15 protein-coding genes are annotated in these 12,201 nt (G+C 58.8%); 11 read left to right on the forward strand and 4 right to left on the reverse strand.

Annotated elements, in window-relative coordinates:
* Positions 1 to 2: 2 nt before the first annotated feature.
* The 4 genes from petA to zapE all read right to left on the reverse strand — a co-directional run bounded on the left by petA (position 3) and on the right by zapE (position 3,086).
* Positions 3 to 593: a ubiquinol-cytochrome c reductase iron-sulfur subunit gene (gene petA / locus AB5Z09_RS19710; protein ID WP_040068840.1), complete on the reverse strand. Its 591-nt coding sequence runs from the start codon at positions 591 to 593 to the stop codon at positions 3 to 5.
* Positions 594 to 888: 295 nt separating this feature from the next.
* Positions 889 to 1,281, reverse strand: coding sequence for a 30S ribosomal protein S9 (gene rpsI, locus AB5Z09_RS19715; RefSeq protein ID WP_005336286.1), 393 nt, complete (start codon positions 1,279 to 1,281; stop codon positions 889 to 891).
* A 15-nt stretch (positions 1,282 to 1,296) separates the two neighbouring features.
* Entirely contained in the window at positions 1,297 to 1,725 is a 429-nt protein-coding gene (rplM, locus tag AB5Z09_RS19720; RefSeq protein ID WP_005336289.1) for a 50S ribosomal protein L13, read from the reverse strand.
* Between the two features lie 266 nt (positions 1,726 to 1,991).
* Positions 1,992 to 3,086: a cell division protein ZapE gene (zapE, locus tag AB5Z09_RS19725; RefSeq protein WP_368196040.1), complete on the reverse strand. Its 1,095-nt coding sequence runs from the start codon at positions 3,084 to 3,086 to the stop codon at positions 1,992 to 1,994.
* 140 nt (positions 3,087 to 3,226) lie between these two features.
* Between zapE and AB5Z09_RS19730 the strand changes: the two genes are divergently transcribed.
* The 11 genes from AB5Z09_RS19730 (at position 3,227) to AB5Z09_RS19780 (ending at position 12,136) form a co-directional block, all read left to right on the forward strand.
* A complete protein-coding gene (locus AB5Z09_RS19730; RefSeq protein ID WP_058053452.1) occupies positions 3,227 to 3,607 on the forward strand; it encodes a YhcB family protein in 381 nt (126 codons plus the stop codon).
* 81 nt (positions 3,608 to 3,688) lie between these two features.
* Entirely contained in the window at positions 3,689 to 5,050 is a 1,362-nt protein-coding gene (locus tag AB5Z09_RS19735) for a Do family serine endopeptidase (RefSeq protein ID WP_005336295.1), read from the forward strand.
* Positions 5,051 to 5,159: 109 nt separating this feature from the next.
* On the forward strand, positions 5,160 to 6,284 hold the full coding sequence (degS, locus tag AB5Z09_RS19740) for an outer membrane-stress sensor serine endopeptidase DegS (RefSeq protein WP_005336297.1): 1,125 nt from the start codon (positions 5,160 to 5,162) through the stop codon (positions 6,282 to 6,284).
* Positions 6,285 to 6,598: 314 nt separating this feature from the next.
* On the forward strand, positions 6,599 to 6,958 hold the full coding sequence (locus AB5Z09_RS19745; RefSeq protein WP_005355140.1) for a transcriptional regulator: 360 nt from the start codon (positions 6,599 to 6,601) through the stop codon (positions 6,956 to 6,958).
* A gap of 17 nt (positions 6,959 to 6,975) precedes the next feature.
* Positions 6,976 to 7,341 carry an SFCGS family glycine-rich protein gene (locus tag AB5Z09_RS19750; RefSeq protein WP_005355141.1) on the forward strand — a complete coding sequence of 122 codons (366 nt, stop codon included), beginning with the start codon at positions 6,976 to 6,978 and terminating at the stop codon, positions 7,339 to 7,341.
* A complete protein-coding gene (locus AB5Z09_RS19755; protein WP_227272907.1) occupies positions 7,341 to 7,637 on the forward strand; it encodes a DUF4312 family protein in 297 nt (98 codons plus the stop codon). Before AB5Z09_RS19750 ends, AB5Z09_RS19755 begins: the two co-directional genes overlap by 1 nt.
* A gap of 39 nt (positions 7,638 to 7,676) precedes the next feature.
* Entirely contained in the window at positions 7,677 to 8,453 is a 777-nt protein-coding gene (locus AB5Z09_RS19760; protein WP_005341754.1) for a DUF4311 domain-containing protein, read from the forward strand.
* A gap of 11 nt (positions 8,454 to 8,464) precedes the next feature.
* Positions 8,465 to 9,115, forward strand: coding sequence for a DUF4310 family protein (locus tag AB5Z09_RS19765; RefSeq protein ID WP_005355144.1), 651 nt, complete (start codon positions 8,465 to 8,467; stop codon positions 9,113 to 9,115).
* A 42-nt stretch (positions 9,116 to 9,157) separates the two neighbouring features.
* A complete protein-coding gene (locus tag AB5Z09_RS19770) occupies positions 9,158 to 10,297 on the forward strand; it encodes an amidohydrolase/deacetylase family metallohydrolase (protein ID WP_368196041.1) in 1,140 nt (379 codons plus the stop codon).
* Positions 10,281 to 11,396 carry a DgaE family pyridoxal phosphate-dependent ammonia lyase gene (locus AB5Z09_RS19775; protein WP_368196042.1) on the forward strand — a complete coding sequence of 372 codons (1,116 nt, stop codon included), beginning with the start codon at positions 10,281 to 10,283 and terminating at the stop codon, positions 11,394 to 11,396. The genes AB5Z09_RS19770 and AB5Z09_RS19775 overlap by 17 nt, the downstream gene beginning before the upstream one ends.
* Positions 11,396 to 12,136: a KDGP aldolase family protein gene (locus AB5Z09_RS19780; protein WP_368196043.1), complete on the forward strand. Its 741-nt coding sequence runs from the start codon at positions 11,396 to 11,398 to the stop codon at positions 12,134 to 12,136. The genes AB5Z09_RS19775 and AB5Z09_RS19780 overlap by 1 nt, the downstream gene beginning before the upstream one ends.
* The last annotated feature ends 65 nt before the right edge of the window (positions 12,137 to 12,201 follow it).

A 12,201-nucleotide genomic window follows, 5' to 3' on the forward strand; every position in this document is an offset into this window, starting at 1 on the left:
GGTCAGGCCTCCTTGCCATCGGCACCGACCAGGATGGTGGTGTCATTAATGAATTGATAGGGCGGAATGACCAGGTTCAGCGGTGCAGGCACCCCCTGGAACACACGGCCGGCCATGTCGAACTTGGAGCCATGGCACGGGCAGAAGAAGCCGGACGTAACGCCCTGCACCTGCTCGCCAAAGCTGTCAGGCAGATAGGAAGGTGAACACCCCAAGTGGGTGCAAATACCGACCGCGACAAAAATTTCTGGCTTGATCGATCTGTACCCGTTATGGGCATAGTCAGGCTGCTGCGGCTCTTCAGATGAGGGATCCCGCAGCTTGTCATCATGTGCGGCCAAGGCATCCAGCGTCTGTTTGGTGCGTTTCACCACCCAGACAGGCTTGCCTCGCCACTCGACACGGATGAGCTGACCCGGTTCCAACTTGCTGATATCGACTTCAACCGGCGCACCGGCTGCTTTGGCCTTGGCGCTCGGATTCCATGACTTTATAAACGGCACTGCGGTAAACGCAGCTCCTACCCCACCAACGGCAACCGTTGACCAGGTAAGAAATCTGCGGCGACCGGTATCAACTGGCGCATTGCTCATCCAAAAACTCTCCCATGTGGACTCCGCACATTCTTATAGTGTCCCTGTTCCCCATTTTTCCCGTGACAACAGCGGCGGAAGCTGGATTTACAATTGCCACAGAAAACAGGGGAAATTTTAAAGAAAAGATAACAACTTGACAAGAAAGAGCGGTGAGCAATGAAAACAATAAAGAAACAATTTTTTGTCTTTTGTGACGCGTGGTTAGCATTGATGTCGGTAATATTACCAATAAAAAAAGCCTGGCAGTTGCCAGGCTTTTTTGACACTCGAAAGAGTGAGTACCAAAAGCGAATTAACGCTTGGAGTACTGCGGACGCTTACGAGCTTTGTGCAGACCAACTTTCTTACGCTCAACCTTACGGGCATCACGAGTAACAAAGCCAGCTTTACGCAGTTCGGAACGCAGGGTTTCGTCGTACTGCATCAGAGCACGAGTGATACCGTGGCGGATCGCACCAGCTTGACCGGAGATGCCACCACCGTTAACGGTGATGTACAGGTCCAGTTTCTCGGTCATCTCAACCAGTTCCAGCGGCTGACGAACTACCATGCGGGCAGTCGGACGGCCGAAGTACTGCTCCAGGGAGCGCTGGTTGATTACGATCTTGCCGCTACCCGCTTTGATAAATACGCGAGCAGTGGAGCTTTTGCGACGGCCGGTACCGTAGTATTGATTTTCTGCCATGTTGCCAGTTCCCGATTAGATATCCAGTACTTGAGGTTGCTGAGCAGCATGAGCATGCTCGGCGCCTGCGTAAACTTTCAGTTTACGGAACATGGCACGGCCCAGAGGACCTTTCGGCAGCATGCCTTTGACGGCTGCTTCGATTACCATTTCCGGTTTACGCTGAATCAGCTTGTCGAAGCTGATTGACTTGATACCACCCGGGAAACCGGAGTGAGCGTGGTACATTTTGTCGGTAAATTTCTTACCGGTTACGTGTACCTTCTCAGCGTTTACAACGATGATGTAATCACCGGTGTCAACGTGCGGAGTGTACTCAGCTTTGTGCTTACCACGCAGACGAGCAGCGATCTCGGTTGCGATACGACCCAGAGTTTTACCTTCTGCGTCCACAATGTACCAGTCACGTTTTACGGTTTCTGGCTTGGCAACGAAAGTTTTCATTAAGTTAAACCCAATTACCTGTTACAGACCCAATTGCTTATGGGGGCTCTCCCACAAACAACAAACGATGGCCTACCTGTACCCCTTCGAATACAAGTAAAGCTTAAAGTGTTGCTGTCTTATCGACAGCTGTAACGTGGGCCGGGCGATTATAAGTGAAGTTGCCTTAAATATCACCTGCTAATTTCACTGCCATGAAACCAGCAAATGTCGCCCGGCCCTACCTGCCGCAGATGCCCATCCGACTGGCAGGCGCGGTATTGTGACTAAGGAAGGTGCACTCTGGCAAGGTATTCGTGCGATTGCATTTCCTGAAGCCGCGAAAGACAGCGTTTGAATTCGAAATTCAGCAGCCCTTCGCCGTAGAGTTCTGTCATGGGAACCGCTGCCGACATGATGAGTTTGACGTGCCGTTCGTAAAACTCATCGACCATGGCAATGAAGCGGCGAGCCGCGTCATCCGAGCCTGTGCCCATTGGTTGCACATTGGCCAGCAGAACGGTATGGAACAGTCTGGCCAGCTCGATATAGTCGTTCTGGGAGCGGGGGGTACAACAAAGTTGCTCAAATTCCATATAGAGCACCCCTTCCCCCATCCCGAGCGACCTCAGCTGACGATGATTGACCTCGAACGCCCCCTCGCAAGCCGTGTGCCCACCGGTTAATTGCTGAAAATAGTGGTCAAGATTGGCTTTTGCCTGCAAGTCCAGCGGGCAGTGATAAATCTCGGCTTGTTCCAGCGTACGCAGGCGATAGTCGATACCGCCATCCACGTTAAGTACCTCGCAATGGCGCTCGATAAGCTCGATAGCAGGCAGAAAACGGGCTCGCTGCAGCCCGTTGCGATAAAGATCCTGCGGCGGAATGTTTGAGGTGGCGACCAGTACGACACCGTGACCAAACAGCTCCTGGAACAGTGTGCCCAGCAGCATGGCGTCGGTGATGTCGGAGACAAAAAATTCGTCGAAACAGATGATGTCTGTCTCGCTGGCAAGCTTATTAGCCACCAGTTTGAGGGGGTCGGGTTGCCCGCTCAGCCCCTGTAGTTCATCGTGAATGCGGTGCATGAAGCGGTGGAAATGGCTGCGCATCTTGCGCGTCCCCGGCAGGCTGTCAAAAAAAGTATCCATCAGCCAGGTCTTGCCTCTGCCCACTCCGCCCCACATATAGATACCCAGGACCGGCTCCGGCGGCTTGGGCTTTTGCAGCCAACCCAGCAGTCCTCGAGATCTGGTCGGAGTCGGGCGCCGTAGCAAATCCTGATACAGTCGCTCCAGCCTGCTGATGGCCATCCCCTGCGCGGGGTCGGCCACAAAACCGGGGCGCAGCAGATCCTGCTGGTATTTTTGCTGCGGTGTCATCCTTGAGCGCCTCTCCAAGTCCCTGAATCGAGGACAAAATGGTATCACGGCCTCAGGACGCACGGTATAGTGCCATCAAGGCATGGCGGTTGTGACGACCGCATAAACCCACACTGTTTTAGCTGTAACAAGGAGCATCTATGAGTCTGTTAACTGGGATCCTGCTGGCTGTCGCGGCCTTGATTATCGGTATCGTTCTCGGCCGTTTTTCGGTGCGTAGCCGCGATGCCGGCCGTCTGGAACAGGAACTGAAAAAGGCCCACAAGGAGCTCGAAAGTTATCAGGGCCAGATCAATACCCACTTCGCCGACAGTGCCGCGCTGATGGAGCAACTGGCCGAGCAGTATCAGACCCTCTATCGCCACATGGCCGAGCAGAGCAAATTCCTGGCCAAGGCGCAGGAACCGCTGTTCCGCGAGTCCTTGGCAGAAGAAGCCCCTGCCAATGTGGCAGAAGAGCCGGGCGTTCCGCCTCGCGACTATGCGGGTGCCTCTTCCGGACTGCTCAAACAGCCAAACTAGTTCCTCGCGGAACTAATTGGCCAGTCCTGTGGTCTGACCTTGACGATTGCAATGCAACTTTTTCTGGGAGCTGTTTTTCATATGCGTAAACCTCTTTCCATGCTCAGTGTGCTAGCCCTCAGTGTCGGTATCGCCATGTCTGCGGCCCCTGCTCAGGCTGCACTGCCTTCCCTGTTAGGCTCAAATCAGGAGATGCCCAGCTTGGCGCCTGTTCTCGAACAGGTCACTCCGGCTGTGGTCAATATCTCGGTTTCTGGCAAAAAAATTACCCGTCAGCGTCTGCCGGAACAGTTCAAGTTCTTCTTCGGCCCCAACATGCCCGACGAACAGGTGAGCGAGCAGCCGTTTCAGGCGCTCGGCTCCGGTGTCATCGTCGATGCCAAGAAGGGTTACGTGATCACCAACGCCCACGTGGTTCACGAGGCGGACGAGATCAAGGTCAACCTGAAAGATGGTCGTGAATATGCGGCCAAGAAGATCGGTGAAGACAAGCAGTCCGACATCGCCCTGCTGCAAATCAAGGCCGAGGACTTGGTGCAGATCAAGTTCGCCGATTCCGATGAACTGCGGGTGGGTGACTATGCGCTGGCTATCGGCAACCCGTTTGGTCTGGGTCAGACCGTCACCTCAGGTATCGTCAGTGCGTTGGGTCGCAGCGGCCTCAACATCGAGAATCTGGAGAACTTCATCCAGACCGATGCGGCCATCAACTCCGGTAACTCCGGCGGCGCCCTGCTCAACCTGCGTGGCGAGCTGATCGGTATCAACACCGCGATTCTGGGCCCGAACGGCGGCAACATCGGCATCGGCTTTGCCATCCCCTCCAACATGGTGCGGGATCTGACCGAGCAGATCGTCAAGTATGGTGAAGTGCGTCGCGGCCAGCTGGGCATTACCGGCACCGAGCTCACCTCCGATATCGCCAAAACCTTCGGTTACAACAAGAAGGACGGCGCCTTCGTCAATCAGGTCATGCCTGATTCGGCTGCCGACAAGGCGGGCATCAAGGCGGGCGATATCATCGTCAGCATCGATGGCAAACCGGTTCGCTCCTTCGGCGAGCTGCGCGCCAAGATTGCCACCATGGGCGCTGGCAAGCAGGTCGAACTGGGGCTGATCCGCGATGGCAAGTCACAAACTGCCAAGGTGACCCTGAAACAGGCCGATGACAGCGAAGTACGCGCCAGCGCGCTGCATCCGGCACTGGAAGGGGCCAAGCTGAGCACCACCACCGACCCGGTCTCCGGTGTCGCGGTGGCCGATATTGATCCTCGCTCTCCGGCAGCCGCTTCCGGCCTGCAGAAGGGTGACATCATCATCGGGGTCAACCGCCTGCGCATCAACACCCTGGGCGAGCTGACCAAGGCGCTCAAGAACAAGCCTGACGTGCTGGCGCTCAACATCCAGCGTGGCGACTCCTCGCTCTATCTGGTGATCCGCTAACGCTCAAGTTGTTCGCCAACACCTCTATCACCCGCGGCCTTCACCGCGGGTGATTTTTATCCATCGATAGTGTTATTCTCTGCGCGCAGCCTGTACGGATGAGAATGACATGAAAATCCCCCCTTTAGTCAGTTACTTGGGCAAGTCTGTCGGTTTTGGATTGACCGTCGCAGCGCTGCTGTTGCTGCTGTTTCCCCATTTTCGCGGTGGTGCCCAACTGCCCGGCATCATCACCAATGCCCGTGAACTGAGTTTCTCCTATGCCGCCCATCGGGCAGGCCCTGCCGTCGTCAACATCTACACCCGCAGCTTTGCCCCCAATCAGGGCAATCAGGGGGAACTGCGCCCGCAAGGGCTGGGTTCTGGCGTCATCATGAATCAGCGCGGCTATGTACTGACCAACTACCACGTCATCGCCGATGCCGACCAGATCATCGTCGCGTTGCAGGATGGTCGGGTCTTCAGTGCCGAGCTGGTCGGAACCGATCAGCTCACAGACCTCGCCGTGCTCTATATCGAGTCAGACAACCTGCCGGTGATCCCGCAGGATCCCGAGCGGCTACCAGAAGTGGGGGATGTGGTGCTCGCCATCGGCAACCCCTACAACGTCGGCCAGACCATCACTCAGGGCATCATCAGTGCCACCGGCCGTACCGGCCTCTCCAGCATGGGGCCCGACAGCAATGGCCGTCAGGATCTGCTGCAGACCGATGCAGCCATCAACGAGGGCAACTCGGGTGGCGCACTGGTCAACGGCCGTGGCGATCTGGTGGGTATCAACACCGCTACCTATCACCTCAACGGCAATCAGGAGAGCTACGGCATCAGCTTCGCCATCCCCTACCGGCTGGCAAAACGGATCATGGATGAACTGATCGCCAACGGCCGGGTGATCCGCGGCTACCTCGGGATCTCCAGCGTCGAGATCAACCCCATAGTCGCGCGGATGATGAACCTCGGCGACCTGCGTGGTCTGGTGGTGGAGAGTCTGGATCCCAACGGCCCGGCGGCCAAAGGTGGCCTGCAGCGAGGGGATGTGCTGCTCAAGATCAACGGAGAGGCCATCAGTGGCGTACGCAGCGCTATGGACAAGATTGTCGAGAGCCGCCCCGGCACCAAGCTGACCATCTCGGTATTCCGCTCCGGCAAGCCGCTGGAAGTGGTGGTCACCATAGAGGAAGACCTGCGCTATCAGCAGAGAACGGCCAGCTCGAGCGCCGCATCGGCCAGCTAGCGTCACTCCTTTTTATGAGAAGGGCGGGAAACCGCCCTTTTCCATATCTGCCCCCTCGACAACGTCGCTTACCGTGAGATGACTCACAGTTTCCCACAACGCTTGCCCTCTCCCCGCCCCCTGATTAGTGCGCTACCGATCACACAAAACCAGCTTCAATAAGCACTCTTTTTGCCTTTTCAGTATCCAAACGATCACTTCGGGGCCAATTCCTCAGGAATTTCCGCTTCGAATCGGAAAAACACTGCCTCCTCCACATTGACGCGCAGGCTTAGGGTAACGCCATACCTTCTGCCAGCCTTGGAGAGCAGACATTGCAAACAGAGACTCACGACCAGACCCTGACCCCGAACAGCCCGGAGTTGCTACGCCAGACCGATCATATCCTCGCGCGCATTTATCCCCTGCTGGCCGAACAGGGCATCATCCCCAACGAGGTGCAACGGCAAATGCTGGCCTCCCATGTCAAAGCCATGGTGTGGCGCTCCCACAGCGGCGAGCCCCTGCCAGAAGTTGACCTCAGCCTGTTTGAAGAGATCTCCCCCCTCTCACTGCGTCTCGCCGAACAGGTCGTCAGCTGGCTGGATCAGCTTGCTTATGAGGAGGCACACCTCTTGTCCGTCCATTTTGAAGTCGCCAAAGAAAACGAACTCAGCTCGGTGCAGAACCCGTAACTCAAGGAGAAATCGATATGACAGCCATCAAACTCGTGATTGGAGACCGTCTCGGCAAGGGTCAGAAAGTGGGCGCAGGCGCGGAAGCTGCCGGGGCCAACGTGACCATCATCCCCGGCATGGCCGCTGACATGAAGCTCGGCGATGTGATGAACAAGGAGCAGGCGGATCTCGGCATCTCCTTCTGCGGCAGCGGCGGCGCCGGGGCGATCACCGCCCAGACCAAATACGGCTACAAGTGCCGCTACGGCATGCGCTCTGTTGAAGAGGGCGTCACCGCCATCAACGAAGGGTGCGTCGTGCTGGGCTTCGGTTTCATGGACAAGGAAGAGCTGGGCCAGAAGCTGGTCGAAGCCTTCGCCAAGAAGCACGGACGCGCCTGATGAAAGAGAACTTCACCACCCAGGTCATCGTCAACGGCAAGGGGACGACCCGTCAGCAGGCGTTTGCCTCCGCCCTCAGCCAGGTGCAACCCACACTGCTCAAGGACAACCAGCAGGTACTGCTGCGCATTGAGCCGGTCGATGTACAGGTGCTCAAAGCCGAGGAGTCGGTCCGGGTGGAGAAGTTCCTGTTCTTCTTCCTGCCGCGCCAGCGCCGCGAATACCGCGTCCAGCTGGAGATCACGGTTCAGGTCACCAGTCTGGATGTCGCCAAGGTGACATTCACCCAGGTGTGATGCCTGCGCAGGCACAACCCCACAAGAAGGATACGTTGGATGTTTCTAATCATTTTTATCAAGTCACTCATCATTGGCGGCCTGGTTGGCGTCGGGGTGGGGGCCGGCGCGGCGCGGATGTTCCACGCCCCGACCGTACAGGGCATGGGTGCCTTCCGCACCCTGGGCGAACTTAACTCCTGCGAAGGGGATCCCGCTTCCCACTTCTCGTTTGGTCTGGGCTTCTTCTTCAACGCCTGGGCCTCGACTGTGGCGGCAGGCGCCTTCACCCAGGATGTGGATCACCGCATCATCCCGCACTGGGCCACGGCGGCACTGCTGTTCAAAAATCGGGATCTCGCCACCACCCTGCACGACCCGAAAAAGATGGCCATCGCCGGCGGCATCATAGGTGCCATCGTGGTTGCCTTCCTCAACAGCACGGCCGCAGCCGTCCCTGCAGCATTGCAGGTCACTGCGGTCAAGGTGCTGGTACCGGCCGCCAACCTGCTGGTCAACACCGTTATGCCGGTGATCTTCTGGCTGGCCGCCATCGAGGCGGGCAAGAAATCCGGTTTCTGGGCCACCATCTTCGGCGGTCTGGCACAGCTCATCATGGGCAACGCGGTACCGGGTCTGGTGCTCGGCATCCTGATCGGCAAGGGTGTGGAAGAGAGCGGTTGGAACCATGTCACCAAGGTGATGATGGCAGCCATCGTCCTGCTGTTCGTGCTGAGCGGCTTCTTCCGCGGCTTCGACATGAAACTGATTGAATCCTTCCATATGGGCGTCCCCCTGTGGCTGGAAAACGTCCATAACCTGCTGAGCGGCAAATAAGGGGTCACACCATGGATGAGAAACTGAAAAACAACTTCTGGTATGCCGACTGGTCATTCCCCATCTTCGTCGGCCTGCTCTCGGCCGGGGTCTTTGCCGGTACCCACATGTTCTATCTGTACGGGGTCGGTGCCTTCAACGAGGTAGCCTTCGTCGCCATGCTGAAAGCCGGAATGGACACGGGTGCCTACGGCGCAGTAGCCGCGTTCGGTGCCAGCTTCCTGTTCGCCCGCATCATCGAGGGATCCCTGGTGGGGATCCTGGATATCGGCGGCGCTATCCAGACCGGGGTCGGACTGGGCGTTCCCGCCCTGCTGTTGGGGGCCGGCATCGTCTATCCGGTGGAGAACTTCGGTGCCTCGCTGGCAACCGGCATGGGGATTGGTCTGGCCATCGGCTACGTCATCATTCTGGCGCGCAAGTTCACCATCAACCAGAGCAACTCCACTTACGGTGCTGACGTGATGATGGGAGCTGGCAACAGCTCTGGCCGCTTTCTCGGCCCCCTCATCATCCTCTCCGCCATGGGCGCTTCCATCCCCATCGGTATCGGTTCCCTGCTGGGTGCGCTGCTGTTCTACGTATGGGGCAAACCCATCACCGGCGGTGCCATCCTGGGAGCCATGCTGCTGGGTACCTTTTTCCCGGTCGCCCTTGTGTAAGTACCAGCCGCCCTGCGGGGCGGCTCGCCAGAGGTTCTCAGCATGTACGACATCATCATCAAAGCGGGGCGCCAGGGAGATGGCCAGCTCGTCGATATCGCCATCAGGGAGGGCAAAATCGCCGCCATCGGCTCCCTGCCGGAGATGGCAACGGCGCGGCAGACCCTGGATCTCGGCGGCCGGGTGCATGTGAGCGCTGGCTGGATCGATGGCCACACCCACTGCTACCCCGCCTCCCCCATCTATCACGATGAGCCGGACAAGGTGGGCGTAGAGTCCGGCGTCACCACCGTCATCGACGCCGGCAGTACCGGTGCCGACGATGTGGATGACTTCCAGCAGATCGCTGCGGGCTACAAGACCCGGGTGCATGCCCTGCTCAACATCTCCCGCATCGGTCTGCTGCGCCAGAACGAGCTGGCGGATAGCCGGGACCTCGATATGGATCTCGCCTCGGCAGCCATTCGCCGCCACCCCGATTTTATTGTCGGCATCAAGGCACGGATGAGCGGCAGCGTGGTGGGTGAGAACGGTCTGCAACCGCTGCGCATGGCCAAGGCACTGCAACAGGCCCACGACCAGCTACCGCTGATGGTGCATGTGGGCAACACGCCGCCGGATCTGGACGAGATAGTTGCCTTGCTGGGGGATGGCGATCTGCTGACCCACTGCTTCAACGGCAAACCGAACCGCATCCTGACTCCGGCCGGCGAGCTGCGGGTCGCGGTGCGCGAGGCGATGAAACGGGGGCTCTTGCTCGACATTGGCCACGGCGGCGCCAGCTTCAGCTTCGAGGTGGCGGAGCTGGCTATCCGGCAGGGGATCCTGCCCCGCACCATCAGCTCAGACATCTACTGCAAGAACCGCATCAAGGGGCCGGTCTACAGTCTGGCCCACGTGATGTCGAAGTTTCTCGCCATCGGTATGACGCTGGAGCAGGTGCTCGCCTGCGTCACCCATCAGGCCGCCGATGCCCTGCGCCTTTCCGGCAAGGGTCGGCTCGAGGTGGGCGCCGATGCCGATCTGACCCTGTTCGAGGTCGCCAGCGGCCCGACCCTGTTTATGGATACCGAAGCCCAGTCTCGCCGCGGTGACCAACAACTGCAGCCTATCGCCGTCCTGGTCGGCGGCGAACTGGTTCTGACTCACTATGGGAAATCACACCATGCCTTCTGTTTATGAGAAATATCAGCTCAAACCGGTGATCAACGCCTCCGGGCGCATGACCATTCTCGGCGTCTCCACCCCCGAGCAGGAGGTGGTCGATGCGGTCAATTTTGGCCTGGGCCACTACTTCGAGGTCAAGGATCTGGTCAACAAGACCGGCGCCTACCTGGCTGGTTTACTGGATGTGGAAGATGCGGTGGTGGTCTCCTGTGCCAGCGCCGGCATCGCCCAGTCAGTGGCCGCCGTGATAGTGCGCGGCGACCCCTACCGCCTTGAGCACCTGCATGCCCACCCCCATGACGTGCCAAGCGAAATCGTGCTGCCCAAGGGGCATAACGTCAACTTCGGCGCCCCGGTCGGTACCATGGTCAATCTGGGTGGCGGCAAAGTAGTGGAAGCCGGTTACGCCAACGAGTGCTCCCCTTCCCAGCTGGCCGCTGCCATCAATGCCAACACAGCAGCCATCCTCTACATCAAATCCCACCACTGCGTGCAGAAGAGCATTCTGTCGGTGGCAGAGGCCGCCGAGGTCGCCAAGATCCACGGGCTCCCGCTCATCGTCGATGCGGCTGCCGAAGAGGATCTGCGCCTCTACTACAACCAGGGGGCGGACCTGGTCATCTACAGCGGCGCCAAGGCCATTGAAGGGCCCACCAGCGGGCTGGTAGTTGGCAAGCGTCAGTACGTGGAGTGGGTCAAGCAGCAGGCCAACGGCATCGGCCGCGCCATGAAGGTGGGCAAGGAGGGGATCCTTGGCCTGACCCACGCCATCGAGCGCTATCTGGCCAAAGAGAAAGAGAGCGGCGCCGCCATGGTCGCCAAGATGACCCCCTTCATCGAGCGTCTCAACCAGTTGCCCGGCGTCACCGCCAAAGTGGTGTGGGACAGCGCAGGACGCGACATCGCCCGCACCGATATCGCCTTCGACCACCAGCAGATCGGCATGACCACAGTGCAGGTCGTCAACCGTCTGCAACAGGGCACGCCTGCCATCTACTGCCGTGGCTACAAGGCCAACGAGGGGCATATCGAGATCGATGTGCGCAGCGTCACCGTGCCCCAACTCGACCAAATCCACTCCGCCATTGCCAACCTCGTTCAGGAGAATCGCTGATGTCCCTTACCCCCAACTACTACCGTGATCGGGTCTGTCTCAACGTGCTGGCAGGTTCCAAAGAGAATGCCGTCGAGGTATACGACGCAGCCGAAGGCCGCGTGCTGGTCGGTGTGCTCTCCAAAAACTACCCGGATATTCCCTCCGCAGTTGCCGATATGAAGGAGTACGCCAAGCTTATCGACAACGCCCTCTCCATCGGGCTGGGCGCCGGCGATCCGCGCCAATCCGCCATGGTTGCCGAGCTGGCCTGCCAGCTACAGCCCCAGCACGTCAACCAGGTGTTCACTGGCGTTGGCGCCAGCAGGGCGCTGCTCGGCCAGTCGGAAACGCTGGTCAACGGCCTGCTCTCCCCCACCGGCATGCCGGGCATGGTGAAGATCTCCACCGGCCCACTCAGCGCCGGGCAGCCGGATGGCATAGTGCCCATCGATACCGCCATCGCCTTGCTCAAGGACATGGGTGGCAGCTCGGTCAAGTTCTTCCCCATGGGCGGGCTGGCCTGCCGCGACGAGTATCAGGCAGTGGCCGAGGCTTGTGCCCGCAACAACTTCTGGCTGGAGCCGACTGGCGGCATCGATCTGGAGAACTTCGAGGAGATAGTGCGGATTGCGCTGGACGCCGGAGTCGAGAAGGTGATCCCGCACGTCTACAGCTCCATCATCGACAGCGCGAGCGGGCACACTCGCCCCGAGGATGTGCGGACTCTGCTGGCCATAGTGAAACGACTGTTGGCCTGATGGCAGCCACGGGCACCGGTTCAATCACTGACCGGTGCCTGGCTTGTTGATGACCCACTTGTTAA

Origin of the sequence: Aeromonas sp. R2-2 (genome assembly GCF_040908355.1) — a bacterium.
Lineage (GTDB): Bacteria > Pseudomonadota > Gammaproteobacteria > Enterobacterales > Aeromonadaceae > Aeromonas > Aeromonas veronii.